General features: G+C 75.0%; 18 protein-coding genes and 2 pseudogenes. 8 read left to right on the top strand and 12 right to left on the bottom strand.

Annotated features, from left to right (window positions below; genetic code table 11):
• Positions 1-4 precede the first annotated feature (4 nt).
• Genes RB614_RS11625 through RB614_RS11610 form a run of 4 tightly spaced genes read right to left on the bottom strand, consistent with a single transcriptional unit; the run spans position 5 to position 5,611 of the window.
• Entirely contained in the window at positions 5-1,837 is a 1,833-nt protein-coding gene (locus RB614_RS11625) for a non-ribosomal peptide synthetase (protein ID WP_308712445.1), read from the bottom strand.
• A complete protein-coding gene (locus RB614_RS11620) occupies positions 1,834-2,592 on the bottom strand; it encodes a thioesterase II family protein (RefSeq protein ID WP_308712444.1) in 759 nt (252 codons plus the stop codon). The genes RB614_RS11625 and RB614_RS11620 overlap by 4 nt, the downstream gene beginning before the upstream one ends.
• Positions 2,589-3,842 (bottom strand): cytochrome P450, encoded by a 1,254-nt coding sequence (locus RB614_RS11615; protein WP_308712443.1) that lies wholly within the window; start codon positions 3,840-3,842, stop codon positions 2,589-2,591. The genes RB614_RS11620 and RB614_RS11615 overlap by 4 nt, the downstream gene beginning before the upstream one ends.
• Positions 3,839-5,611, bottom strand: a complete 1,773-nt coding sequence (locus RB614_RS11610; RefSeq protein WP_308712442.1) for an amino acid adenylation domain-containing protein — start codon at positions 5,609-5,611, stop codon at positions 3,839-3,841. The genes RB614_RS11615 and RB614_RS11610 overlap by 4 nt, the downstream gene beginning before the upstream one ends.
• Before the next feature lie 136 nt (positions 5,612-5,747).
• On the opposite strand from RB614_RS11610, the gene RB614_RS11605 reads away from it, so the two are divergent.
• The 7 genes from RB614_RS11605 to RB614_RS11575 are packed head-to-tail and all read left to right on the top strand — an operon-like array spanning position 5,748 to position 16,602.
• Complete coding sequence (locus RB614_RS11605) at positions 5,748-5,963, top strand: MbtH family protein (protein WP_308712441.1); 216 nt, start codon at positions 5,748-5,750, stop codon at positions 5,961-5,963.
• Complete coding sequence (locus RB614_RS11600; protein WP_308712440.1) at positions 5,960-7,117, top strand: winged helix DNA-binding domain-containing protein; 1,158 nt, start codon at positions 5,960-5,962, stop codon at positions 7,115-7,117. Before RB614_RS11605 ends, RB614_RS11600 begins: the two co-directional genes overlap by 4 nt.
• A 23-nt stretch (positions 7,118-7,140) precedes the next feature.
• Complete coding sequence (locus tag RB614_RS11595; RefSeq protein ID WP_308712439.1) at positions 7,141-10,329, top strand: amino acid adenylation domain-containing protein; 3,189 nt, start codon at positions 7,141-7,143, stop codon at positions 10,327-10,329.
• Entirely contained in the window at positions 10,326-14,276 is a 3,951-nt protein-coding gene (locus RB614_RS11590) for a non-ribosomal peptide synthetase (protein ID WP_308712438.1), read from the top strand. Before RB614_RS11595 ends, RB614_RS11590 begins: the two co-directional genes overlap by 4 nt.
• Positions 14,277-14,999, top strand: coding sequence for an HAD family hydrolase (locus RB614_RS11585; RefSeq protein WP_308712437.1), 723 nt, complete (start codon positions 14,277-14,279; stop codon positions 14,997-14,999). It begins immediately after the preceding gene.
• Complete coding sequence (pyrF, locus tag RB614_RS11580) at positions 14,996-15,853, top strand: orotidine-5'-phosphate decarboxylase (RefSeq protein ID WP_308712436.1); 858 nt, start codon at positions 14,996-14,998, stop codon at positions 15,851-15,853. Before RB614_RS11585 ends, pyrF begins: the two co-directional genes overlap by 4 nt.
• Positions 15,850-16,602 (top strand): endonuclease III domain-containing protein, encoded by a 753-nt coding sequence (locus tag RB614_RS11575; protein ID WP_308712435.1) that lies wholly within the window; start codon positions 15,850-15,852, stop codon positions 16,600-16,602. Before pyrF ends, RB614_RS11575 begins: the two co-directional genes overlap by 4 nt.
• 47 nt (positions 16,603-16,649) lie before the next feature.
• Here RB614_RS11575 and RB614_RS44290 read toward each other — a convergent pair.
• The 4 genes and pseudogenes from RB614_RS44290 to RB614_RS11560 all read right to left on the bottom strand — a co-directional run.
• Positions 16,650-17,729, bottom strand: a pseudogene (locus tag RB614_RS44290) (aminotransferase-like domain-containing protein); the annotation flags it as partial.
• Positions 17,730-18,002: 273 nt separating this feature from the next.
• A pseudogene (locus RB614_RS44285) lies at positions 18,003-19,022 on the bottom strand (alpha-hydroxy acid oxidase); the annotation flags it as partial.
• Position 19,023: 1 nt separating this feature from the next.
• Complete coding sequence (hppD, locus tag RB614_RS11565) at positions 19,024-20,061, bottom strand: 4-hydroxyphenylpyruvate dioxygenase (protein WP_308712433.1); 1,038 nt, start codon at positions 20,059-20,061, stop codon at positions 19,024-19,026.
• Positions 20,058-21,341, bottom strand: coding sequence for a helix-turn-helix domain-containing protein (locus tag RB614_RS11560; protein ID WP_308712432.1), 1,284 nt, complete (start codon positions 21,339-21,341; stop codon positions 20,058-20,060). The genes hppD and RB614_RS11560 overlap by 4 nt, the downstream gene beginning before the upstream one ends.
• Before the next feature lie 379 nt (positions 21,342-21,720).
• On the opposite strand from RB614_RS11560, the gene RB614_RS11555 reads away from it, so the two are divergent.
• Positions 21,721-21,942, top strand: a complete 222-nt coding sequence (locus RB614_RS11555) for a hypothetical protein (protein WP_308712431.1) — start codon at positions 21,721-21,723, stop codon at positions 21,940-21,942.
• 417 nt (positions 21,943-22,359) lie between these two features.
• On the opposite strand, the gene RB614_RS11550 is transcribed toward RB614_RS11555, so the two are convergent.
• The 4 genes from RB614_RS11550 to RB614_RS11535 all read right to left on the bottom strand — a co-directional run bounded on the left by RB614_RS11550 (position 22,360) and on the right by RB614_RS11535 (position 25,244).
• Complete coding sequence (locus RB614_RS11550; protein WP_308712430.1) at positions 22,360-23,361, bottom strand: CU044_5270 family protein; 1,002 nt, start codon at positions 23,359-23,361, stop codon at positions 22,360-22,362.
• Entirely contained in the window at positions 23,358-23,936 is a 579-nt protein-coding gene (locus RB614_RS11545) for an RNA polymerase sigma factor (protein ID WP_308712580.1), read from the bottom strand. Before RB614_RS11545 ends, RB614_RS11550 begins: the two co-directional genes overlap by 4 nt.
• A 155-nt stretch (positions 23,937-24,091) precedes the next feature.
• The gene (locus tag RB614_RS11540) at positions 24,092-25,054 is read right to left on the bottom strand and encodes a hypothetical protein (RefSeq protein ID WP_308712429.1); all 963 of its coding nucleotides are present in this window, start codon (positions 25,052-25,054) and stop codon (positions 24,092-24,094) included.
• A gap of 4 nt (positions 25,055-25,058) precedes the next feature.
• Complete coding sequence (locus RB614_RS11535; RefSeq protein WP_308712428.1) at positions 25,059-25,244, bottom strand: hypothetical protein; 186 nt, start codon at positions 25,242-25,244, stop codon at positions 25,059-25,061.
• Positions 25,245-25,459: the final 215 nt, after the last annotated feature.

The following is a 25,459-nucleotide window of genomic DNA, read 5'->3' as shown; positions in this document are numbered from 1 at the left end:
GACGTCAGGCGCGCAGGCGCCCGGCCAGGGCGGCCGGGGTGGGGTTCTGGAAGATCACGCGCAGCGGCACCCGCCTGCCCAGCAGCGCCCGCAGGCGCTGGGCCAGCCGCGCTCCGGCCAGTGAGTCCCCGCCGAGATGGAAGAAGTTGTCTTCGGCGCCTACGCCGGTGTGGCCGAGCACCTCGCCGAAGGCGTCCGCGATCCCGGCCTCGAGCTCGTCCCGCGGTTTCCGGTGCTCCCCGCAGCGGGCCATCGACACCCAGTCGGGCGAGGGCAGGGCGGCGCGGTCCACCTTGCCGTTCGGGGTCAGCGGCATCCGGTCCAGGAAGGTCACGACCGCCGGGACCAGGTAGGCGGGGAGCCGCTCGGCGAGGTACGCGAGGATCCGGGCCGCGTCCGGGCGGGGGTCCGCGACGACGTACGCGACGAGCCGCCGGTCGGCGCCCTCGGTATCGCCCTCGACCGCGACGACCGCGGCGTCCCGGATCCCGGGCAGCTTCAGCAGCTCGGCCTCGATCTCGGCCGGCGACACCCGAAACCCGCGGATCTTGATGTCCCGGTCGGTGCGGCCGTGGTGCTCCAGATGCCCGTCCGGGCGCATCCGGCCGAGGTCGCCGGTGCGGTACAGCCGGGTGCCGGGCCGCCCGTACGGGTTGGGCACGAACCGGTCCGCGGTCAGGCCGGCCGCGCCGAGGTAGCCGCGGGCCAGCTCCGGGCTGCCGACGCAGATCTCGCCGATCGCTCCGGCCGGGACGGCGCGCAGCGCGGCGTCCAGCAGGTGCAGGCGTACGTCTGGCCAGGGCCGCCCGACCGGGGGCAGCCCGGCCCGGTCGGCGGCGGTGGCGGTGCGGTTGGTGAGCCGGCCCTCCCACGGGAGCAGGCTGCTGGTGACCCCGTTCGCCTCGGCCGAGCCGCACGAGACGGCCACCTCGAACGGCAGCGCGGCGGACGCCCAGCGGCGCACGGTGTCACTGCCGATGGTGACCAGCCGCAGGTCGGTGTCGGCCGGCCAGTCAAGGTTGACCATCAGCTCGGCCAGCGGCATCGGCAGGAACGCCTTGGTGATGGCGTACCGCAGCAGCCAGTCGCGCAGGTCATCGACGTCGGCGACGATGCCGGCGGGTGCGGCGTGCACGCTGGCGCCGGCCGCCAGGTACGGCCAGATCTCGCCGACCGCCGCCGACGAGCCGGGCGGGGAGATCCACGCGGCCCGGTCGTCGGCGGTGATCCGGTGCCCGGCCTGGTGGGTGGCGATGCTGTGGGCGACCGAGCGGTGCGGCACGCCGACCCGCTTGGGCTCGCCGGTCGACCCCGAGGTGTGCACCAGGTACGCGAGGTTGTCCAGGTGCACCGGCACGTTGAGGTCGTCGGGCGCCTGCCGGTCGATCTCCGGCCAGTCGGTGTCGAGCAGCACGGCGGGCAGCTCGGGCAGCCGGCGGCGCAGGTACTCCAGGGTGAGCACCAGCCGCGGCCGGGTCGCCGCGGCCACGGTGCGCAGCCGCTGGTCGGGATGCCCGGGGTCGAGCAGGACCGCGGCGCCGCCGGACTTCAGCACGGCCAGGAAGCCGACCAGCATCTCCAGCGAGCGCTCCATCAGCAGGGCGACCGGCTCCTCAGTGCGCAGACCGGCGGCGCGCAGGGTGCGGGCCAGCCGGTTGGCCCGGGCGTTGAGGTCGCGGTAGGTCAGCCGTTCGCGGCCGGCGGTGGCGGCCAGCGCGTGCGGGGTGCGCTTGGCCCGCGCCTCGACGAGGCGGTGCGCCAGGGTGGTGCCGTCGGCGTGCGGCTCGGCCGGTCCCGGGACGGCGAGGGCGGGCCGGGGGAGTTGAGTGGTGGTCATCCGACGTTCTCCATCTCTGAGCCGGTGACGAGGCCGGTGACGAGGCCGGTGGCGAACAGGTCGAGCAGCGGCGCCGGGGCGTCGAGGAAGCTGTGGTGGCCGCCGTCGAGCAGGGCCCGGTGGGTCGGGGTGCCGTAGCGCTCCCAGCCCTCCGTGCGCCACGGCTCGACCTCGGCGTCGTCGGTCCAGGCGATCGCGGTCAGCGCCGTGTCGAGCACGGTCCGGGTCTCCGGCCGGTAGCGCCGGTTCACCGCCACGTCGGTGGTGAGCACGTCCAGGCAGAGCTCGACCAGGTCGGGCACCGGCGGGTTACCGGTACGCCGCATCAGCTCGGCGACCTCGGTCCGCAGCGCTTCCCGGTCCATGCGCAGGAACCGGCCGTACGGGCCCTCGTCGGGCGCGACCTGGGATGACACGAAGACGTGGGCGGGGCGCGGGGCGCCGGTGCGCTGCAGTTCCACCGCGGTCTGGTACGCGAGCAGCGCCGACCCGCAATGCCCGAAGAGCCCGTACGGGCGGTCCAGCTCCGGCCGCAGCGCGGCGGCCACCGCCTCGGCGATCTCCTCGTACGTGTCCGGAACCGGCTCCCGCATCCGGTTCTCCCGGCCGGGCAGCTGCACCGGGCACAGCTCGATCCCGCCGGCGAAGCGAGGCCAGGACCGGTACATGCTCGCGCCGCACCCGCTGTAGGGGAGGCAGAACAGCAGTGCCGCGGACTCGGGCAGGGGCGCGCGGGTGAGCCACTTGCCCGTCACGACGCCACGTCCCGCAGCCGGGCGGTGATGGTGAGGTGCTTGTACCCGGCGATGAAGTTGGACACCAGCCGCCGCGGCTCGCCCACCACCTCGTACGACTCGATCCGGTCGAACAGCTCGGCGAACAGCGCCCGCAGGGTGGCCCGGGCGACGGTGTGCCCGATGCAGTAGTGCGGGCCGGCGCCGAAGGCGATGTGCCGGTTGGGTTTGCGGCGTACGTCGAACCGGTGCGGCCGGTCGAAGACGCGCTCGTCCCGGTTGGCCGATCCGAGCCAGGCCACCACCGGGTCGCCGGCCCGGATCCGCACCCCGGCGATCTCGGTGTCCCGCGTGGCGTGCCGCATGAAGTGGTTGGCCGGGGACACCCAACGCAGCGCCTCCTCGATGCCGGACGCGAGCAGCTCCGGGCGGCGGGCCCAGTCCCGATAGCCGCCGCTGCGGTCGAGCTCGGCGAGCGCGCCGACCGGGACGTGCGGGGTGGTGGTGTTGGCGCCGAGGATCAGGCTGTAGCAGTTGGACACGATCTCGCTCGAACCGAGCGGCCGGTCGTCCACCTCGGTGGCGATGAGCCGGCTGATCAGGTCCTCGCCCGGGGCCCGGCGGCGGTCGTCCAGCAGGTCCTGGAAGTACGCGAACAGCTCCCGGTGCGCCTCGCGCAGCGTCGCGCCGGGGCCGCCGGGCAGCGCGTACTCCGGATCGTCCGGCGCGATGGCCATCGTGGTGAGCCGGGTCAGCCGCGGCCAGTCCGCGCGCGGCACACCCATCAGCGTGCCGGTCACGGCCATCGGCAGGTCGGTGAGCAAGGCGGCCACGTCGACCGGGACGCCGTCGGTGACCGCGCCGAGCAGCTGCCGGATCTCCGCCCGGATCATGCCGTCGTGGGTGTCCAGCGACCGCTTGGTCATGGCGCGTTGCAGCCGGTCGCGCATCTGCGTGTGCCGGGGCGGGTCGGTGACCGCGATCTGGCGGCCGCCGGCCGGATCGCCGCGTCCGAGCAGGGTCAGCAGCGACCCCTCCTCGGAGGTGAACAGGTCGTGCCGGCGCAGCACGTGGTCGACGTCGGCGTACCGGGTCACCGACCAGAAGCCGAGATCCGGGCCGACCTGCTGCCAGTGGACCGGGTCGTGCTCGCGCAGGCCCTGCCAGATCGGGTGCGGGTCCCGGTGCGCGTACAGGCCGGGGTCGATCAGGTCGAGGCTCGCGGCGGCGCCGAAGCCGAACGGGCAGCGGGGTACGGCCGGCGCGGTCATGCCGCCACGCCCAGGGTGTCCCGGAGCTCGTCGACGACCGCCGCGAGCCGGCGGATGGTCGCGTCGCGGTAGAGCGTGCGGGCCGGGACCCGGACCGCGAACCGGCGGTGCAGCTCGCCGACCAGTTCGGCGGCGAGCAGCGAGTGCCCGCCGAGCTCGAAGAAGTCGTCGTCCACGCCGATCGGCTCGACCCGCAGGGCGCGGCCCCACACGTCGGCGAGCTCGGCCTCGGTGCCCGTGGACGGCGGGTGGTAGTCACCCTCCACGGTGCGGGGCGCGCGGTCGGCGGCGGGCAGCCGGGAGCGGTCCACCTTGCCGTTGGCGGTGAGCGGCATCCGGTCCAGCGGCAGCACGGCGGCCGGGATCATGTACTCGGGCAGCTCGGCGCGGAGGTCGCGGCGGACAGTGGCGGCGGTCTGCGGTCCGGCGGTGCCGGCCAGCACGACGTATCCGACCAGCCGGGTCCCGGTCACCGGGTCGGTCTGCGCGACCACGGCCGCGTCGACCACCTCGGGGTGGCGGCGCAGGGTCTGCTCGATCTCGCCCGGCTCGACCCGGAAGCCGCGGATCTTGACCTGCTGGTCGGCCCGGCCGAGGTACTCGATCGCGCCGTCGGCACCGACGCGGACCCGGTCGCCGGTGTCGTACATCCGGTCGCCGGGAGCGCCCCACGGGTCGGGCCGGAACTTCTCCGCGGTGAGGCCGGGGCGGCCCAGGTACCCGCGGGCCAGGCCGCGGCCGGCGGCCCACAGCCGCCCTTCGGTGCCCGGCCGCACCGGGCGTAGCTCGTCGTCCAGGACCCGTACCGCGGTTCCGTCGATCGGGCGCCCGATCGGGGTGGTCCCGGCGGTCGGGGCGGTCCTGGTGGTCCAGCAGGTGGTGAAGGTGGTGTTCTCGGTCGGGCCGTACCCGTTGGTGAAGGTGAGCCCGGCCACCGCGTCCAGGACCTGGGCGATCTGCCGCGGCGCGACCACGTCGCCGCCGGCCAGCAGGTGCCGGACGCCGCGCAGGGCGCCGGGGGAGGTGCGGGCGAGCTGGTGGAAGATCCCGGCGGTGAGCCACAGGACGGTGACCCCCTCGGCCGCGACCGTCGCGGCGATGCTCGCCGCGGTGACCGGGCCGGGCGGGTGCACGGCGAGCCGCCCGCCGGTCGTCAGCGGCGCCCAGATCTCCAGGGTGGACGCGTCGAACGCGACGGGGGACGCCTGCAGAAACACGTCGTCCGGTCCGAAGCTCGCCCAGCGGGTGTCGTGCACCAGCCGGACGACCGCGTCGTGCGGCACGGCGACACCCTTGGGGCGGCCGGTCGATCCGGAGGTGTAGCTGACGTACGCCAGCGTGCCGGGCGCGACCGGCACCGGGGCGGCGGGACCGGCGGCGGGGCCGGTCAGGGGCAGCACCGGCACCGCCGGGTCGCCGGGCGGCGCGTGCCCGGGTCCGGTCAGGATCGCGGCCGGCGCGGCGTCGCCGAGGATCCAGGCCAGCCGCTCGGCGGGCGCGGACGGGTCGGCCACGAGATATCCCGCGCCGGCCTTGAGGATGCCGAGCAGCGCGGCGATCAGGTCGGGGGAGCGGTCGGCGAGCACCGCGACGACGTCGTCGGCACGGGTGCCGGCCGCGGTCAGCCGGGACGCGACGGCATCGGACGCCCGGTCGAGGTCGCGGTAGGTGAGCGAGTGGTCGCCGGCGCTGACCGCGGTGGCGTCCGGCTGGGCCTGAACCTGGCGGACGACGAGATCCACTATGCGCGGCGGAAAAGAGTGGGTCACGGCTCTTCCTCCGGGGTGCGGGCCACGCGAGACGGCGGCCGTCTAGTGTGTTGACTCTAGTTATGCTTACTGGGGTTGACAATGGAGCGGCAAGAAATAACTCTAGTTAACAGCAGGACCGAGGGAAGGAGACGACATGACGGCCCCGGAGAACGACGAGCAGTTCACCGTCGTCCGCAACGAGGAGGAGCAGTACTCCGTCTGGTGGAGCGACCGGACGCTGCCGGCGGGATGGTTCGACGCCGGCTTCACCGGCACCCGCCAGGAATGCCTGGACCACATCGATCGGGTCTGGATCGACATGCGGCCGGCCAGCCTGCGCCGGTTCATGACCGCGAACCGGGCGGCATGACCGGGGCCGGACCCGCTGTCCCGGTCACCTGGGAGCAGGTGCTCGCCTTCCGCCTCGGGCGGCACCTGCTCGCCGGGGAGCCCGGCGACGCGGGACACACCGTCACCGGCGTCGCGTCCCGGCTCTGCGGCCTGCACGCGCAGGTCGCCTCCTGCGCGGAACTCGCGGTCACCGTCCGGTCGGACAAGCTCGTACCGGGTGACGTGGCCGCCGCGGTGACCGACCGCGCGCTGGTCAAGACCTGGGCCATGCGCGGCACGCTGCACCTGCTGCCGGCCGCGGAGCTGCCACTGTGGACGGCGGCCGGCCGGATGCGGCGCGCGCACCTGACCCCGTCCTGGCTGCGCTACCAGGGCATCACCCGGGACGAGCTGGACGCGATCCAGGCGGCGATCCCGGCGGCGCTGTCCGGCGCCGAGCTGACCCGCGAGGAACTGGCCGCCGCGGTGGCCGACCGGATCGGCCGGCCCGAGATGGCCGAGCGGCTGCGCTCCGGATGGGGCGACCTGTTCAAGCCCTCCGCGTACCGCGGCGACCTGTGCTTCGGCGGTGGACGCGGGCGCAACGTCACCTTCGTCAACCCGCGGGACTGGGTGGACGCCGAGTGGGACTCGATCGCCCCGGACAGGGCTCTGGCGGAGGTGGTCCGCCGGTTCGTGGCCGCGTACGGGCCGGTGGCCCGGGAGGACTTCGCCCGCTGGTGGGGCTGCCAGCCGGCCGAGGCCGGGCGGGCGATGGCCGGGCTCGGCGACGAGCTCACCCCGGTCGACGTGGCGGGGCATCGCGGCTTCGTCCGGGCCGCCGATCTGGAGGAGCTGACGACCGCCGCGCTGCCCCGCGGACCGCACGCCCGGCTGCTGCCCGGCTTCGACCCGTACGTGGTGGCCGCCTGCCCCCGGTACCACGAGGCGCTCCTGCCGCCGGAGCGCAAGGAGGAGATCTACCGGCCGCAGGGCTGGATCTCCGCGGTGCTGCTCGACCGCGGGCGCATCTGCGGGGTCTGGAAGTACGAGCAGGGCCGTGCCGGGGTGAGCCTGTCGCTGCGGGGCTTCGGCACCGTCGCGGCCCGCACCCGCAAAGCCTTCGGCGACCGCGCCGAGTCCCTCGCCCGTGCCCTCGGCGGCACCGCCCACACCGTCTGGGCCGAGGCCTGACCCACCGACCGCAGGGAGACGCCATGTCCGCACCGACGCTGAGCAACGACCGGCGCCGGCTCCTCGCCGAACGCCTGCTCTCCCGGCAGACCCGCCCGGTACCGCGCCGCGACCCGGCGGCCGTGGCGCCGTTGTCCTTCGCGCAACAGCGTCTCTGGCTGGCCGATCGGATGGCCGCCCGGCCGGAGCAGTTCTGCGTCCCGTTGGCCCTGCGGCTGAGCGGCCCGGTCGACGCGGACCGGCTCCGGGCCGCCTTCCAGTCCGTCGTCGACCGGCACGAGGTGCTGCGGACGCGGTACCGGCCGGGCGCCGGCGGGCCCGTGCAGATCGTCGCGGCCAGGGCCACCGTGGACTTCGCGGTGGACCCGGACCTGGACCCGGCATCGGCCGCCGAGTACCGCTACGACCTGGAGACCGACCTGCCCCTGCGGGTGCGCCTCATCCCACGCGGCCCGCACGAGGCCGTGCTGGTGCTCACCATCCACCACATCGCCTCCGACTCGTGGTCCGTCGGTCTGCTCTTCGACGAGGTCCGCGAGGCGTACGCGGCCGGGCTGGAGAACCGCCCGGCCGACCTGCCCGACCTGCCGGTCCAGTACGCCGACTACGCCCTGTGGCAGCATGCCCAGGCGCGCGGCGACCGCCTGGCGGCGCGGGTCGAGACGGCCCGGCAGGCGCTGGAGGGTGCCCCGGAGAGCCTGGAAATGCCGCACGACCGCCCCCGCCCGGCCACCCGCACCGGTCTGGGCGCCTTCCACCGCACGGCACTGCCGCCCGACCTGGCCGCGCGGGTGCACGCCGCCGCCCGCGCCGCGAAGGTCACCCCGTTCACCCTCCTGCTCGCCCTGTACCGGGTGCTGCTCGGCCGGCACGCCGGGACCGGCGACGTGGTGATCGGCATCCCGGCCGCCGGGCGCGGCCGGCCCGAGATCGACCGGCTGATCGGGTGCTTCCTCAACATGCTGGTGGTGCGCGGCGACATCGGCGCCGCCGGGACCGTGTCCGACCTGATCGCCGCCGAGCACCGCCGGGTGCTCGCCGCCATCGAGGCCGAGGTGCCGTTCGAGCGCCTCGTCGAAGCGGTCGCACCGGCCCGCGGTACCGGCGTGACGCCGCTGTTCCAGACCACCTTCTCGTACCGGCCCGCCGAGCCCGCCCTGGGCTCGCTGGGCCCGGCCGCCGTCACCCCGTACGACCTGCCCGGCGGCGTGGCGCAGTACGACCTCGCCCTCGACCTGACCGGTACGGCCGACGGAGGGATCGCCGCGGTGTGGGCCTACGACGACGAGCTCTTCGACGCCGCCACGGTGGCCGCGCTGGCCGGGCGCTTCGCCGGCCTGGTCGCCGCCGCGGTGGCCGCTCCCGCCGGCCCGGTCGCCGACCTGCCCGTGCTGACCCCGGCCGAGCACGACGACCTGCTGCGCCGCGGCCGGGCCGGCGTGCGCGACGAGGACACCGGCACCGATTTGTGTACGGCGGTGTGGTCGGCCGGACCCGGCCCGGCGGTGTCCGATGCGGACGGTGAGCGCGACTACGCGTGGCTGACCGGGTACGCCGACCGCCTCGCCGCCCACCTGCAGAGCCTCGGCGTGCGGTCCGGCGACCGGGTCGGCGTGCTGGTCGGCCGGCGGGCCGAGCTGCCCGCGGTGCTGCTCGCCGTGGCCCGCGCCGGCGGCACGTGGGTGCCGCTCGACCCCGCCCATCCGGCCGACCGGCTGCGCTACGTGCTGGCCGACTGCGGTGCCCGGGCGCTGGTCACCGACGGGGCGCCGGCCGGGCTGGCGGACGGGATCCCGGTGGTCGAGGTGGACGCGGAACGCCCGGACGCCGTCCCGAGTCCGGTGCCGCTCCCTCCCGAGCGCCCCGCGTACCTGATCTACACGTCCGGGTCGACCGGTCGGCCCAAGGGCGTCGCGGTCCCGCACGCCGCCCTGTCCCGGGTGTTCCGCGCGCTCCGCGCGCAGCTGCGGTTCGGGCGGCACACGCGGTTCGTGGCGGTCAGCACCGTCGCGTTCGACGTCGCCCAGCTCGAACTGCTGCTGCCGCTCACCGCGGGCGGTCACGTCTACGTCGCCGACGCCGTGCGGGCGACCGAGCCCGGCGCGCTGGCCGCCCTGGTCGACGCGTGGCGCCCCACCACCGTGCACGCCACGCCGTCGCTGTGGCGCCTGCTGGCGCAGCTCGACTGGCGGCCCGACCCGGGCATCCAGGTGCTGTGCGGCGGCGAGGCGATGCCGGCCACCGTCGCGGCCTGGCTGAGCGAGCACGTCGCCGAGGCGTACAACTCGTACGGCCCGACCGAGGCGACCATCTTCGCGTCGTTGCACCGGCTCGGCGGGGACGCCGCGAACACCCCGATCGGCTGGCCGCTGACCAGCCACACCATGTACGTGCTGGACGCCCGGCTGCGGCCGGTGCCGCCCGGCGCGCCGGGCGAGCTGGTGATCGGCGGCCCCGCGCTCGCGCACGGCTATCCGCGGCTGCCGGCCCGGACCGCGGCCCAGTTCGTGCCCGACCCGTACGGCCCGGCGGGCAGCCGGATGTACCGCACCGGCGACGTCGTACGGGTCGGACCGGACGGGCACCTGCGCTTCCTCGGCCGCGACGACCACCAGATCAAGGTCCGCGGCTTTCGGATCGAGGCCGCGGAGGTGGAGGCGGCCCTGACCGCGTGCCCGGGCGTCACCGGTGCGGTGGTCACCGCGGGCCGGGACGCCAGCGGCGACGCCCGCCTGGTCGGCCACCTGACCGGCGACGTGCCCGCCCCCGCCGCGCTCCGCGCGATGCTGCGCGAACGGCTGCCCGACTACATGGTCCCGTCGCTGTTCGTGACGCTCGGCGCCTTCCCGCTCACCCCGACCGGCAAGGTCGACCGGGCCGCCCTGCCCGAACCCGGCCCGGTGACCGGCGACCCGGCGGACCGGCCGCAAGGCCCCTCCGAGGAGGTCGTCGCCCGGATCTGGGGCGAACTGCTCGGCCTGGATACGGTGCCGGCCACGGCGAACTTCTTCGACCTGGGCGGCCACTCGCTGACCCTGGCCCGGCTCGCGTTCGCGCTGGGGGCCGAGTTCGGCGTCGAGGTGGCCTTCAACGGCCTGTTCGAGCGGCAGACCGTCACCGAGCAGGCCGCCCTGGTCCAGGAGCTGCTGGTGGCCCAGATCCTGGCGCTCGGCGACGACGAGGCAGGCGAGCAGCTGCGGAGGCTGTCATGACGGTCGCCGGCGGCCCAGCCCGGCTCACGCCGGCACAGCAGGCGTTGCTCGCCCGACGGCTGCGGGGCGGCGGTTCCCCCGCCGCCGCCCCGCGCCCCGATCCGGACGCACCCACCCCGGCGCGGGCCCCGCTGTCGTTCGCCCAGGAACGCCTGTGGGTGCACGACCGGCTTTATCCCGAGTCGGTCCTGTACGCCACCGGGATCGCGCTCCGGGTCGAGGCGCCGCTCGACCCCGAGCTCGTGGCCGAGGCGATGCGCCGGCTGCGCGCCCGGCACGAGGTGCTGCGCACCCGCTTCGTCGAGCGCGACGGAACCGTCTGGCAGATCGTCACCGACGAGGACCCGCCGCTGCGCGTGGACGACCTGCGCGGCGTCCCGGAGGCCGAGGCCGAGGCGCGCGTCCGGGAAGTGCTGCGCGACGACCACAGCCGCGGGTACGACCTCCGCACCGGCCCGATGACCCGGGGCCGGCTGATCCGGCTGCCTGGCGACCGTACCGTGCTCTCCTTCGCCACCCACCACATCGCCGCGGACGCCTGGTCGTTCGAGATCGCCCGGACCGAGCTCGGCGACTGCTACGCCGCGCTCGCGGCCGGACGTCCCTACGACCCGCCGCCGCCCGCCCGGCAGTACCGCGACATCGCCGTGGCCGAGCGCCGGGCGTGGCCGCCGGAGCGGCTGCGCGCCGTGGCCGGCGACCGGGCCGACGCGCTGCGCGACGCCCCCGCCCGCCTGGACCTGCCCACCGGGCGGCCACGCGAGAACGGTCGCGGCTCGGGCGACGTCCTCGTCGACGGCCCCCTGCCCGCCGCGCTGGTCGAGCCCGCCCGGGCGCTCGCCGCCGCGACCCGCAGCACCCTGCTCGCCCCACTGCTCGCCGCGTACACCCTGGTCCTGCACCGGTTCAGCGGCGGCGACGACCTGCTGGTCGGGATGCCGACGGCGGGCCGCACCGACCCCGCCGCGGCCGGGCTGATCGGGTTCTTCAGCAACAACGTGATCGTCCGGCTCCGCGTCGACCCCGGCGCCACCCTGCGCGACCTGGTGCTCGCCGCCCGGCGCGAGTCGTTGACCGCGCTCGGCCACCAGGAGCTCCCGTTCGACCGCCTGACCGACGCGCTGCGCGACGGGCGTCCGGCCGGCCGGCTGCCGTTCCACGCCTCGTTCAGCACGTTTCGCACCGAGCCGGCCCGGGAGACGTTCGCCGGCCATCCCGCGTCCACTGTGGACGTCGATGTCGCGCACGAGCCGTTCGATCTGGCCCTCAACGTCGTCGACGAGGGCGGCACCTGCACCGCGATCTGGAGCTGGGACGGCACCCGGTTCGGGCGGGACGCGGTGGCCCGGTTCGCGGCGGCGTACCGGCGTGCCCTCGCCGCCCTGGCCGACCCGGACCGTCCGGTGGCGGACGCCGACCTGCTCGACCCGGCCGAGCGCGAGCGGGTCCTGTACGCCTGGAACGACACGGCGGCCGGCCACGAGCCGGAGTTCCGGGCGCACGCCCTGGTCGAGGCGCGGGCCGCCGCCGACCCGGACGGGGTCGCCGTGCGCTGGACCGGCGGCGCCCTGACCTACGGCGATCTGGACCGCCGGGCCAACCGCCTGGCCCGCGCGCTCGCTTCCCGCGGCGCCGGACCGGGCACCTGTGTCGGGGTCGCCCTGCCTCGCGGGCCGGAACGCATCGTGGCCCTGCTGGCCGTGCTCAAGTCCGGCGCCGCGGTGCTCGTCCTCGACCCGAACGCTCCGGCGCAGCGCCGGGCCGGGCAGATCGCCGACGCTGGTGCCGTGCTCACGCTCGCCACGGCCGCGGACACCGAGACCGGCCCGGACGTCCCGGACACCCCACTGGAGGTGGCGCTGCACCCGCGGTCGGCGGCGTACCTCGTCTCGACCTCCGGCTCGACCGGCGTCCCCAAGGCCGTCGTCAACACCCACGCCGGCCTCAGCAACGTGCTCCGCACCGCGGCTGGCCTGATCCGGTTGGGTCCCGGCGACCGGGTCCTGCACCAGGCGGCCGGCGGGTTCGACATCGCGCTGGAGGAGGTCTTCCTCGCGCTGACCAGCGGCGCCACCGTCGTCCCGGCCCTGGACGGCGCCGATCCGGGCGGGCTCCTGGACACCATCGCCACGCACCGGGTGACCGTGGTGGACGTCGTGCCGTCGATGCTGCGCGCACTGCTCGACCAGCCTGACCTCAGCGGCTGCGCGGCGGTGCGGACCGTGGTGGTCGGTGCCGAGGCGCTGCCGCGGGAACTCGTGCGGCGCTGCCACAGCCGGCTCGGCGTGCCGCTGCTCAACTCGTACGGGCCGTCCGAGGCGGCGATCGCGGTGACGTACCACCCGATCCCGGCGGACGCCACGACCGTCCACATCGGACGGCCGATCGCCAACACGACCATGTACGTGCTGGACGCCCGGATGCGCCCGGTCCCGCCCGGCGCGGTGGCCGAGCTGTACCTCGGCGGCGTGCAGTTGGCCCGCGGCTACCACGGCCGGCCCGGCCTGACCGCGGACCGGTTCGTCCCGGACCCGTACGGTCCGGCCGGCGCACGGCTGTACCGCACCGGCGACCTCGGCCGGCAGCACGACGACGGCGCGGTGGAGTTCGTCGGCCGCGCCGACGACCAGATCAAGATCCGCGGGTACCGGGTCGAGCCGGGCGAGGTCGAGGCGGTCCTGGCCGGCTGCCCCGGCGTGACCGGTGCGGCGGTCGTCGCCGTTCCGCGCGGCGGCACCCACCAGCTGGCCGGCTTCCTGCTCGGCGACGCCGACCCGGACGACGTGCGCGCGCACTGCCGCGGCCGCCTGCCCGCGCCGATGGTCCCGGACCGGCTGATCCCGGTGCCGGCGTTCCCGATCACCCCGAACGGCAAGGTCGACCGGGCCGCCCTGCGCCGCCGGGCCGCCGCCGCGCCCGAACCACCGGTCGGGGCGGGCCGGCCGCCGCGCGACGCCGTCGAGGAGACGCTGGCCCGGATCTGGGCGGCCGCGCTCGGCCGGGAGACCGTGGGCGTGCACGACGACTTCTTCGACCTCGGCGGCAACTCGCTGCTGGCGATCCGGGTGGCCACCGGGGCCCGCGAGATCGGCTACGACCTGCCGCCCGCCACGCTGTTCGAGACCCCCACCGTCGCCGCGCTGGCCGCCCGGCTCCGGTCCACTTCGGACCGCTCCACGAGCCGCACCAGCCTGGTGACGCTGCGGCGGGAGGGCCTGGGCGCGCCGATCGTGCTGGTGCACCCGGTCGGCGGATCGGTCTTCGGCTACCGCGAACTCGCCGCGCGCCTCACCGGGCATCCGGTGCACGCCCTGGCCAGCGCGCCTGGCCCGGTGCCGGACGTCGGCGCGATGGCCGACCGGTACCTCGCCGAGCTGATCGCCTTCGGCCCGGACGCGCCGGGCGTGCTCGCCGGCTGGTCGATGGGGGGCGTGGTGGCGCTGGAGCTGGCCCGCCGGATGCGCGAGCGCACCGGGACCACCCTGCCGGTGGTCGCGATCGACTCCGGCCTGCCGGACGAGCTGGTCGCACTCGACGGCCCGTACTCGACCCTGCAGTCCTTCGTGTACGACCTCGCCCGCCTGCTCGGCGCCGAACCGCCGGTCCTGCCCCCGGACGCGGGCGCGCGGCCGGTCGACGAGGCGCTGGCCGAGGTGCTGCGCCACCTGCCGGACACCGGGCTGACCGCGGACGTGCTCGCCGAGCGGTGGGCTACCTTCGCCGGCAACGACCGCGCCCTGCGCGCCTTCCGGCCGCGTCCCCACCCCGGTCCCGTGCACCTGGTCGTGGCCGGCGACCACCGGCCCGACCTGGACCGGTGGCGCGCGCTGTCCGGATCCCTGCACGTGTCCCGCGCCGGCACCGACCACTACGACGTCGTGTCCGGCCCGGGTGCCGAGCTCACCGCCCGGCTGATCCGGGCCGTGGCGGCGGGCCGGGAGCCGTAGATGCGCGCGGTCCTGTTCGACGTGGACGACACGCTCCTGGACTTCCGCGGCGCGGACGCGGAGGGCTTCGGCCGCCATCTCGCCGACCTGCGGCCCGGTCTCGGCCCGGCGGAGACCGCGGCGGCGCGGGAACGGTGGCGGTTCTGGGGCGCGCACTTCTTCGCCCGGTTCACCGGCGGTGACCTGACGTTCCCGGAGCAGCGCCGGCGCCGTGCCCGCGCGGTCTGCGCCGACCTCGGTCTGCCGCTCGCCGCCGGGCCGGACGCGGCCGACGCCTGGTTCGCCGGGTACCTGCGCCACTGCGAGCGGGCGTTGCGCGCGTTCCCGGATGCCGGACCGGCGCTCGACGCCTTGCGCGCCGGCGGTATCCGGGTCGGCGCGGTCAGCAACAGCGGCCACGCCAACCAGGACCGCCGGCTGCGCCTCGTCGGCCTGCGCGGCCGGCTCCAGGCGATGGTGTGCGTGGACGACGCGGGCGGCGTCGGCAAGCCCGATCCGGGCATCTTCCGGGCCGGCTGCGCGGCGCTGGGCGTAGCGCCCGCCGAGGCCGCGTACGTCGGCGACCACCTCGACCACGACGCCCGCGCGGCCACCGCCGCCGGGTTGACCGGCTACTGGCTGGACCGCGCGGCCACCGGCGCCGAACCGGGCCCGCCGGTGGTGACCGGCCTGGCCGAACTGGTCCCGCTGTTCGTACCCGCTACGGAAGGATCCCGCCCGTGACAACGCCGTTCGCCCATCGCTGGGCCCGCCTCGCCGCCGACCGCGGCCCCCTCTGCCTCGGTGTGGCCCCGTCGCAGAAGTGGCTGCTGGCCTGGGCGCTGTCCCCGGACCTGACCGGCGCCCGCGCCTACTGCCGGATCGTGCTCGACGCGGCGGGCGACCGGATCGGCGCCGTGAAGGTGCAGACCCCGTTCTTCGAGCGGCTCGGCCCCGCCGGTCTGGAGCTGCTGCGCGAGTTCGCCGACGCCGCCCACGACCGCGGCATGCTCGTCCTGGCCGACGCCAAGCGCGGTGACGCCGACGACACCATGGCGGACCTGGCCGCGACCTTTCTGGGCCCGGACAGCGTGCTGCGGGCGGACGCGATGAGCGCTGCCGCGTTCATGGGGTTCGGCACGCTGGCGCCGCTGCTGAGCCACGCGCACCGCACCGGCACGGCGGTGTTCGTCCTGGTCCGGACCTCCAACCACGGCGCGACCGAGGCGCAGACCGCGGTGCTGCCGGACGGGCGGACCGTCGCCCAGCAACTGGCCGACGCGGTGGCCGCGGCCAACGACGGCTACGGCGACGCCGGCCCGGCCGCGGCGGTGGTCGGCGCCCGCGCCCCCGAGTCCGCCGACCTGCTGGGACGGCTGCGCGACGCGGTGGCCGAGGTGCCCGGGCTCGGGCGGGCCGGCCGCGATCCGGACGAGGTCGTCGGGGCATGCGGGTCGCTCGGGCCGGGACGGGCCATGCTGACGGTCACCACCGGCGTGCTGCGGCACGGCCCGGATCCGGCCGCGCTGCGCCGTTCCCTGTCGGCCTGGCAGGCCGAGACAGCCGCCCGGCTGAGTGCGGCGAAGGTGCCGGCATGAGCAGCGCCGTCCTGGTCCGGCCGAAACGTGAGGGCGGGCCGTCGAAGCACTTCACCGCCCGGCCGCGGGAGACCCGCCTGGGGCTGGTCCGGCGGGCCCGGCAGATCCACCGGATCCTCGCCGAGCGGCACGCCGACGCCCGCCTGCGGCTGCGCTGGAACGACCCGTTCCAGCTGCTGGTGGCCGGGGTGCTGGCCGCGCAGACCACCGACGAACGGGTCAACTCGGTGACACCGGAACTGTTCGCGGCGTACCCGGACGCGGCCGCGCTGGCCGAAGCCGACCCGGCCGTCCTGGAGGAGATGCTGCGTCCGGTCGGCTACTACCGGCTCAAGACCGAGGCGGTCCAGAAGGTCGCCCGGCGGCTGGCGTCCGCGCACCGGGGCCGGGTGCCCCGGACCGTGGACGCCTTGGTGGCCATCCCGTGGGTCGGCCGCAAGACGGCGAACATGGTGCTGGCCAACGCGTACGGGCGGCCAGCGTTCACAGTGGACACCCACGTGGGCCGGCTCTGCGCGCGTTGGGGATGGACCGACGCCTGGGATCCGGTCGACGTGGAGGCGGAGGTCGCCCCGCTGTTCCCGCGCCGGGACTGGGCACCGCTGGCCGACCGGGCGACCGCGCACGGCCGGCGGATCTGCCACTCCCGCAAGCCTGCCTGCGGCGCCTGCCCGCTCGCCGCGCTGTGCCCGTCGTACGGCGTCGGCGAGACCGACCCGGAGCGCGCGGCGGGTCTGGTCAAGTCCTGACGCCGTGGCCTGCCGCCGTTCCGTGAACCGGGGCGGCGGCGGACGCGTCAGCTCTGGTGCTGGTCCCGGATCATCCGGGCGAGCCGCTGGATCCCGTCGCGGGCCCGGGCCGGGTCCAGCGCGGAGCACGACAGGCGGATCTCGTCGCGGCCGCCGCCGTCCAGGGCGAAGAACGCCATCGGGGTCCAGATCACCCCGTACTCCGTGGCGCTGCGCCGCAGGGCCGCCTCGTCCGCCCGGAACGGCACCCGCAGCCGCAGGAAGAAGCCGCCGGCGGGGACGTTCCAGGCGACGCCGAGCCGCTCGCGCTCGCCGGCCGGGAAGCACTCGTCCAGTGTCCGGAGCACCTCGTCCAGCGTCCGCCGGTAGTGCGCGGCGGCGGTCGCGGTCGCCTTGTCGAGGCGGAAGTCGTGCCTCAGCAGGAACCCGCCGAGCGCCGCCTGGGTCAGGCCGGGGGCGTTGCAGGTGACCATGCCGCGGACCTTGGCGATCTCGCCGGCGAGCGTCGTGCGGCGCCCGTCCGGGTGGCGCACGGTCTGGTCGGCGACCAGATAACCGACCCGCAGCCCGGGATAGGCGGTCTTGGCGAACGAGCCGATCTGCACCACGCGCCGGCCGGTGTCCAGCGACTTCAGCGACGGCATCGGGTCCGCCCCGGCGAACACCCGGTACGGGCTGTCTTCGAGGATCAGGAAGTCGTGCCGCCGGGCCGCGGACAGCAGGGCGACCCGGTCCGCCCGGCTCAGCGTGGCGCCCGACGGGTTGGCCGCGTCCGGAACGACGTAGCAGGCCCGCACCCGGCGTCCGGCCACCCGCTCGGCGTGGACCACGCGGTCGAGCTCGCCGAGGTCGATCCCGTCCGCGGTCTCGCGAACCGGCCGGACGGTCAGGTCGAGCAGCCGCGCCGCCCCGCAGACGCCGACGTAGCAGGAACCCGGCACCACCAGCACGTCGTCCCGCGAGGCACACAGCGTCCGCAGCGCGAGCAGCAGCGCCTCCTGCGCGCCGACGGTGACCACGATGGACTCGGGCGGCACGTGGACGTCCTCGGACGACGCCAGCAGCCGGGCGATCAGGTCGCCGACGAGGCCGGCGGTCGGGCCGTACTGCAGCAGGCTCCGCTCCGCCGCGGCCGGGTCGCCGCCGGCGGCCCGGTGGTCGACGTACGCGCGGACGTCGGCCAGCACGTCGTCCAGGGAGAACTCGGCGTCGTACGGCCGCCCGGGCGCGAACGAGACCGCGTCCGGAAACCGTTCGGTCACCTCGTTGAGGAAGGTCATCGTGTCGAGCAGCGGGTCGGTGACGCTGCCGTGCAGGAGGCCGGCGTCCAGGTCGCCCGGGCCGCCGCGGTGGCGGGCGGCGCCGGAACCGTCGGCGAGCAGGGACTCGTCGACATCGTCGCTGTGCCGGCACCCCGCGAGCAGCAGGGCGTCGGCGTACTCCGCGGTGAGCCCGGCCAGTGCCTGCTCCACCCCGGACGCGCCGCCCACGGCGAGTGCGTGCAGGACCGGCCGGCCGACGAAGGTCGCGGTCGCGCCCCGGGCCAGCGCGGCCAGGACGTCGGCGCCGCCGCGGACGCCGCCGTCGACGAAGACGGGTACGTCCACCGCCGCCGCGACCTCGGCGACGGCGTCCACCGCCGCGACCGCCCCGTCCAGTTGCCGCCCGCCGTGGTTGGACACCAGGACACCGGCCGCGCCGGACTCCACCGCCCGGGTCGCGTCGTCGCCGCGCAGCACGCCCTTCACCACGACCGGTAGCCGGGTGCGCGACGCCAGCCAGGCCACGTACTCCGGGCCGATCGCCGGCTCGAAGGCCGCCGCGGTGTGCGCCGCCGGGCCGGACGGGTCGGCCATCGCCCGGTACGGCGCCAGGTTGGCCGGGGCCAGGCCGGGTGGCAGCCGGAAGCCAGACCGCTTGTCCCGGCGGCGGTCGCCCAGCCGCGGCGCGTCCACGGTGAGCACGATCGCCTCGACGCCGGCCGTTTCCGCGCGCGCCAGCAGGTCGGCGGTGACCGCCCGGTCCCGCAACGGATAGAGCTGGAGCCACAGTGGACTCAGGGCCGCGGCGGCCAGGTCCTCGAGCGGGTGACCGGAGAGCATCGCGGCGATCACCGGCAGCCCGGCCGCCCCGGCCCCGGCCACCGTCGCCGGCTCCGCGCCCGGATGGGCCAGGCCGTGGTACGCCATCGGCGCGACCCCCACCGGCGCGGACCAGCGCCGGCCGAACACCTGGACCGCGGGATCGGCGGCGGCGATCCCGCGCAGCATCCGGGGGCGCAGCCGGATCGCCTCGAACGCCGTCCGGTTCGCCGCCAGGGTGCGCTCGTCACCCGATCCGCCGGCGACGAAGTCCCAGGCCGACGGCGCGAACAGCGGCCGTGCCCGGGCGGCCAGGTCGGCCAGTCCCAGGTACGCCATGTCAGGCCCGGCCCGATCCGGTGAGCGACTCGGCGCGCAGCCGCTCGACCGCCTCGTACAGCGCCCGGATGTTGTTCGAGCCGAAGCCGCGTGCCTCGTGCCGCTGGATCAGCTCGTAGAACAGCGTCGGCCGCGAGTGCGGCGGGCGGGTGAAGATCTGCAGCAGGTACCCCCACTCGTCGCGGTCGGCCAGCACGCTGGTCTCGCGCAGGTCGCCGAGCTGCTCGTCGAGGTGCCCGACGCGGGCCCGCAGGGTGTCGTAGTAGGAACCCGGCGTCCGCGCGAAGCCCACCCCGCGGGACGACAGCTCGCGCACCGCCGCCACGATGTCCGACACCGTGAAGGCGAGGTGCTGCACACCCGGGCCGTTGTTGCCGCGCAGGAAGTCGTCGATCTGGCCGGGCTCGTGGGTGGCGTCAGGTTCGATCATGGTGAACGTCGCGCCGTCGCCGGTACGGACCACGATCGAGTCCATCGCCTGCTCGCCGACCTCGATGTACTCGGCGGAGAACCACTCGAACCCGAACGCGCGCTCGTAGTGCTCGACGGTGTCGCGCAGGGTGCCGGCGGCCAGGCACACCGCGGCGTGGTCCAGGCCCAGGTCGGCGCCGACCGGCGGGACCGGGCCGAGCGGATGCCATCCGCGCCCCGGCAGCCAGCCGGGATCGGTGGCGAAGGTGGGCAGCAGGGTGTGGCGGACCGCGCCGAAGCCCTCGGCCGCCGGCGCGCCCAGCGTCCCGGCCGGGAAGGCCCGCGCTCCGGCGGTGACCGCGCGCCGCATCGTGCCGGCGGGGTCGTCACAGGTGAACGCGACGTCGGCGATGCCGTCACCGTGCCCGTCCAGGTAGTCGCGCACCGGACCGGCGCCGCGCGGCGTCGTGACCACGATGTTCACCCCGCCGCGCAGCAGGGTCGAGGTCCGGTCCGGCCACTCGGCCCGGGCGACCGGGGTAAACCCGAAGGCCGTGACGAAGTAGCCGAGCGCGGCGTCCGCGTCCTCGGTCATCAGCTCCACGTGGCTGATCGTGCGTACGGTCATCGGGGTTCTCCCTCCGGTCGGCGGGCCGGCTCGTCCGGCGCGCGTAACTGGTCGATGTCCCGCCAGATCTGCACCGCCATCCGGTAGGAGTGCAGGTCCTCGGCGATGAGCGCGAGTTCGCGCAGGTCCCGGACGGCCTCGGCGCGCTGTCCGGCCAGGGCGAGCGCCCGGGCCCGGGTGACGCGCGTGCGCACCGTGTCCAGATGCGCCAGTCCGCCGGGGTCGCTCAGGATGAGGTCGGTGGTGCGCAGGCAGCGCGCGCTGAGCCCGGCCGCCAGTTCGTACCGGGCCCGCAGCAGGAGCACCCGGCGCCACTCCACCGGCAGACCGAGTAAGCGTGCGGCGGTCTCGGCGTTCTGCAGCCAGTTGCCGACGTCGGCGAGATCCCCACCGGTGTCGAGCAGGACCGAGGTGGAGGTCCGGCACAGCCGTATCCACTCGCGCAGGGGGAGTGTGGGCGGCACCGGCGTGTGGTGGACGCGGTCCAGGTGGTCGCGGGCCTGCTCCGGGAAACCCATCCGGGCCAGCGCCAGCGCGGCGGCCTCGTGGGCCCGGCCGAGCACCGCGGAGCGGCCGGTGGACCGGGCGACGCGCAGCGACGTGTCGATCGCGGTTCGCGCCGGTTCGGTCTCCAGCTGTTCGACGAGGATGGCGATGAGGACGGCGAGCACCTCGACATGAGTGGCGGTGCGCGCCAGCACCGTGTCGCCGACCCGCTCCGCGGCGGCGGTGGCCAGCTCGCGCGCGCGGCCGAGATCGCCGCGGGCGAGCAGCTCGGCCGCCCGGTCCGCCTCGACCATGGTGTACAGCCACGGATGCCGGCCGATCTGCGGCAAGGCGGCCAGCTCGTCCAGCAGCTCGATCCGGGCCGCTCCCTCGTCCAGCGCGGCGAGGACGCGCTGCCGGCGCATCCCGGTCGCCGCGGCGAGGTGGAAGTCGCCGGCGGCCCGGGCCGCTCGCCAGGTGACCGCGAGGGCCGCCGAGGCGGCCGCGTAGTCCTCGGCGTCCTCCGGGTGCGGGCTCAGCACCTCTTCGAGAAGGGAGGTGTCCGGGTACGCGGCGCCGGCGTCGGTCGGCGGTTCGCCGAGCAGGTCACTCACGTTCACGTCGAGGGCGGCGGCCAGGTTGCGGAGCACGTCCGGGGTGGGCTGGCGCCGTCCCGCCTCGAGCCGTGAGACGTAGCTCGGCGTGACGAAGTCGCCGGCCAGCTCGCGCTGCGTGAGACCCTTCGACTCCCGCAGCGTCCGCAGCCGCCGCCCGAGCTCGGCTCGCCGATCCACGCTGGCCCTCACCTCATCAACTTGAGTCAAGTTACTACTGTAACGTTCTCTCGACTTCAGTCAACTACCTGGCGGGGAGCGATATGAGTCGGCCGACCAGCGCCTCGGTGCCGGGAAAAGTTCGTGACAAGGTCTTGCCTCGACGTGACGGTCTCGCATACCGTAGTCATCACGAGGTTAACTGAAGTCAAGTCCAGTCACGTCGGGGTCCGGCTGCCGCATGGGTGCCCCGGGCTGACGCGACATGGTGGCCGGTGAATGCCCGGTCGATGACGTCTCGATCCCTACGAACGCCGAGCCGGCTGGCAGCCCTGGAAATGGGCGCCAGCACGGCAACCTTCGACGCCCGCGAATCGCCCCTTCAAGAGAGGATCACCTCATGCGAGCCAGGCTCCGACTGCTCCTCCCGGTACTTGTGACCGGCGTGCTCCTGTCGCTTACCGTCGGCACCTCCGCGCAGGCCGCGGGACATGGCGAGGCATCCGATTCCCGCCTCGCCGCCGCCGTGATCGTCGTGCAGGCCCCCGAGGACCCCGACGACCCGGGAGACGACTGGCCGTGGGACTGCGCCAGCTGTGACGCCGCCGCACCGGTTAGCTGACCGCTCGGCGGGCACAGCTCGCCCCGCTATCCCCGGACGCGATCGAGTGCCGCGGCCGGTCGACTCGGTCGCCCTGCGAATTTGAGGGAGTTGGTCGGCCGGCTGCGGCATCCAGCCTTGCCCCGTCCTGGTGATGACGCCCCTCTGATCCACTGTGGACATCCGGGGGTGGATTCACATCGTCGCGCGGACGTCGGGGACGGTGCCGTCCTCAGGCCAGGCTGGGGCATCAGGTGTCAGTTGGCCAGTTGCGGAGGTAGGTGTTGGCGAAGGCTACGAGGGCGTCCTTGCCCGCGCGGCCGGCCAAGGCGGCGAGCCTGACGCGTAGGTCCTGTGCGTTCTTGATGTGGGCGTACAGGCTGGCGTCCTTGACGCCGAAGCGGCGGGCGTGACTCGCGACGCTCCCATCGGCCTCCGTTACCTGGTGTCGCCCACCTTGTCGACGATGATCGACGCGGTGTAGACGGCTTGGCGGAACAGGTCGCCCTTGCGGATGTGCGAGGTGCCGTCGAGGGCTACTTTGGTGTGGTCGGCGATGGCGACGGAGCGCTCGCCGATCAGCGCGTACGTCTGCTTGTCGAACAGCAGTTCCTGGCTGCGGTACCCGTCGACGGTGACGCCGAGCCCGACCGCGGGCCGGCCGTCGATGTTTACGGCGTCGGGGTTGAGCCGGACGCCCTCTTGGCGTGCGATGGCGCGGAAGACGGCCGCCTCGACCGCTGGCGGTAGCACGTATCGGCTCAGCAGGGCGTCTAGCTCGACGCCGTACGGCTTGGGTGCCCGCTGCCAGGCGAGCACCGCCTCCGGTGTGGTGAGCCGGGCCAGGTCGTCGTACGGGATCTCGCCCCAGACCATGCCCCGCTCCTGGTGTCGGACGACGAGCTTGCCTTCGTCCATGTTCGCCCACACGCGCGCGTCGATCCGGGTCCATTCCTGCGTGCGGACGACGCTGGTCCGGCCTGGGACGAGCGGACCGTTCGGCGCCTGCTCCGTCAGCGCCTTGTCGTTGACCAGGACCCTGGCCTCCTTGTACATGAACTGGTCCGGTCGGGGTGCCACCCACGGCTTGCGGCTCACCGTCCAGGCCGCGTTCTCCAGCACCTCGGCGGCGCTGGCCGGGCGCGCGAACGGCAGCGCGCCGCCCGCGTGACGCTGGTCCAGCACGTTGCCGTCCCGTGCGACCGGCGTGCCCAGGTTCTCCACCGCGACCATGCCGACCACGCCGACCGCGGCGGCCGCGGCGATCAGGCCCGCCAACACCGGCCAGCGGCGCGTACGCCGGTGGCCGCGCGGCGCCGCCGGCGCCTCGGCCGCGCGGATCCGGTCCAGCAGGGCGGTCCGCGACCGCTCCCAGGCGGCGGGCGGCGCCGCCTCGTCCGGTCCGAACACCTCACGCAGCATGCGCAACTCGTCCATCATTCGTCCACCTCCGAGTCCATCCCCAACGCCCGCCGCATCTCCCGCCGCCCCCGGTGCAACCGGGACCGCGCGGTACCCGCCGGGATGTCCAGCGCCTCCGCGGCCTCCTGCGGGCTCAGCCCAGCCCAGCCGACCAGCAGCAACACGTCGCGCACTGGGCGGGGAAGGCCGGAAAGCGCCCGGGCCAGTGCGCCCCGGACCGCGGATGCGTCGACTCGTCCGGCGACGAGGTCGTCGTGGGCGGCGACCGGTCCGTTCTCCGCGGCTCGGGCGAGCGCCTTGTACCGGCGGGACTCGGCCCGGCCGTGCCGCGCGATCAGGTTCGACGCGATGCCGTACAGCCACGGCCGGGCGTCCGCGTGCGCCGGGTCGTAGCCGGCCCGCCGGTCGAACGCGATCAGGAACGTCTCGGACGCCAGGTCCTCCGCGAGGTCCGGCCCGAGCCGGCGTGCCGCGTACACGTAGATGTGCTGGTAATGCCGGTCGAAGACGGCGGCGAAGCATTCCGGCGAGTTGGCCGCCCGTCCGATCAGCTCGGCATCCGTCTCCGTGCCCCGCGCCTCGAAGCGCGCCATCACAACCAAGTCCGCCTCCCTCGCCGTCCGGACTACCAACCCTTATTCGCCGGTACGGCGAAAAGTGTTCGCGACGGTCGATGGGAGGCGGACGGCGGGACGTAGCCGACCACCGGCCACTGCCGGTGCCAGGAACCGCGCGGCGGTGCCGGACGTCAGGCGTTCCTCAGGATGAGGTTGCTGTAGCGGCCGCCCTCGACGCGGCCACCGTGGCGGGTGTGCCCCGGCTGCGGCCACGGCCGGTACTGGACCTTCACCTTCACGTCGAACGCTCGGGTGCAGCCAGTCGCTGTGGATATCGTTGCCCTGGTGGTGAGTTGCACCTTGTAGTGATGGGTGACGATCTCCCCGGGGTCGACGGTGGCCGTCGCGGTGCCGCAGCCGTCGCCGCCGAGTTGTTGCGCGGTCAGTGTCAGCAGCGGCGCGAACGGGCGGTCGCCGCCGGTCGACACCGCGGTTACCTCGACGTCGGCGCGGACGTCCAGCCGGCGCGCGCCGGGGTCCGCCGTCCAAGTGCTGTCGTCGAAGACGTACGCGACCGGGTTGGCGACTTCGACCGGGGGCAGGTAGCTGTCCGGATCCCGCCATTCCAGCGCGCCCGCCTTCACGTCGTCGTGCATGCCGAACAGCGTGTTGGCCCCGGGCACGACCACCAGCTTCGCGTCCGGTGGTACCTCGGTGTCGTCGGTCTTGGCGTATCCGATCAACCGGCAGTTGTAGTCGCCGGTCACCGGCGGCACGAACAGCCACCGCACGCTGATCACCCGCGCGAACGGGTCGAGCTCCGCCCCGCGATGGTTCATCGTGGAGGTCACCGAGGTGTAGCCGCGGCCGTTCACAGTGCACACCAGCTGCGCGGCCATCATCAGCCCGTACCGGCTCGTGGCCGCGTACCGGCCGTAGAAGAACCGCGGCTGGCCGGCCGTCAGCCGCGTCACCGGCAGCCGGACGATCACCTTGGCCTGCTCCTCCCGCGGGATCTCGGCGGTGACGACCTGTCTGGACTCGGCCGCCGCGGCCGGCGTCGCACCCGCCACGACCACGGCGCAGAAACCCGCGACGGCGAACGCCAGCGTCGACGCGGACGCGAGCACGCGACGGGACAGCCATCGTGGCAAGGTGCTACCACCGTTCCCGGTTCTGCAGCGGCGCGACCTTCCCGCACTTCTCCGGCGGGCAGTCCTGCGCGACCACGACGCCCGAGTTGAACTCCCCGGCCGCCGGCATGACCACCCCCGTGGCCGCGACCAGAGTCGCGCCCACCGCCGCCACAACGCTCGACACCACGACACCACGACGTACTCGCATCCGTCCACCTCCAGGTCCACGGCCGGCGGGTCCGGCCATCGCAGGAGAGCGTGGCCGGCCGGGCTGGCGAAAACCTGGATGGAACCTGGACAGTCAGCCCTTGGTGGAGCCGGCGAGCAGGCCGCGGGTGAAAGCGCGCTGCAAGGGCGAGGAACACGGCGAGCGGGATGGCAAGTGAGATGAACGCCGCCGGGGCGATGATGTCGATGTTCGCG

Source organism: Phytohabitans maris (assembly GCF_031085175.1).
GTDB classification, from domain to species: domain Bacteria; phylum Actinomycetota; class Actinomycetes; order Mycobacteriales; family Micromonosporaceae; genus Phytohabitans; species Phytohabitans maris.
This window is presented reverse-complemented; position numbering and strand designations above follow the sequence as displayed.

Bases quoted from the DNA above. Each gene is read 5' to 3' on its own strand.
- RB614_RS11585 (WP_308712437.1), top strand. From the start codon at position 14,277: ATGCGCGCGGTCCTGTTCGACGTGGACGACACGCTCCTGGACTTCCGC.
- RB614_RS11555 (WP_308712431.1), top strand. From the start codon at position 21,721: ATGCGAGCCAGGCTCCGACTGCTCCTCCCGGTACTTGTGACCGGCGTG.
- RB614_RS11545 (WP_308712580.1), bottom strand. From the start codon at position 23,936: ATGGCGCGCTTCGAGGCGCGGGGCACGGAGACGGATGCCGAGCTGATC.
- RB614_RS11550 (WP_308712430.1), bottom strand. From the start codon at position 23,361: ATGATGGACGAGTTGCGCATGCTGCGTGAGGTGTTCGGACCGGACGAG.
- RB614_RS11600 (WP_308712440.1), top strand. From the start codon at position 5,960: ATGACCGGGGCCGGACCCGCTGTCCCGGTCACCTGGGAGCAGGTGCTC.
- RB614_RS11535 (WP_308712428.1), bottom strand. From the start codon at position 25,244: ATGCGAGTACGTCGTGGTGTCGTGGTGTCGAGCGTTGTGGCGGCGGTG.
- RB614_RS11575 (WP_308712435.1), top strand. From the start codon at position 15,850: ATGAGCAGCGCCGTCCTGGTCCGGCCGAAACGTGAGGGCGGGCCGTCG.
- hppD (WP_308712433.1), bottom strand. From the start codon at position 20,061: ATGACCGTACGCACGATCAGCCACGTGGAGCTGATGACCGAGGACGCG.
- RB614_RS11595 (WP_308712439.1), top strand. From the start codon at position 7,141: ATGTCCGCACCGACGCTGAGCAACGACCGGCGCCGGCTCCTCGCCGAA.
- RB614_RS11615 (WP_308712443.1), bottom strand. From the start codon at position 3,842: ATGACCGCGCCGGCCGTACCCCGCTGCCCGTTCGGCTTCGGCGCCGCC.
- RB614_RS11590 (WP_308712438.1), top strand. From the start codon at position 10,326: ATGACGGTCGCCGGCGGCCCAGCCCGGCTCACGCCGGCACAGCAGGCG.
- RB614_RS11605 (WP_308712441.1), top strand. From the start codon at position 5,748: ATGACGGCCCCGGAGAACGACGAGCAGTTCACCGTCGTCCGCAACGAG.
- RB614_RS11625 (WP_308712445.1), bottom strand. From the start codon at position 1,837: ATGACCACCACTCAACTCCCCCGGCCCGCCCTCGCCGTCCCGGGACCG.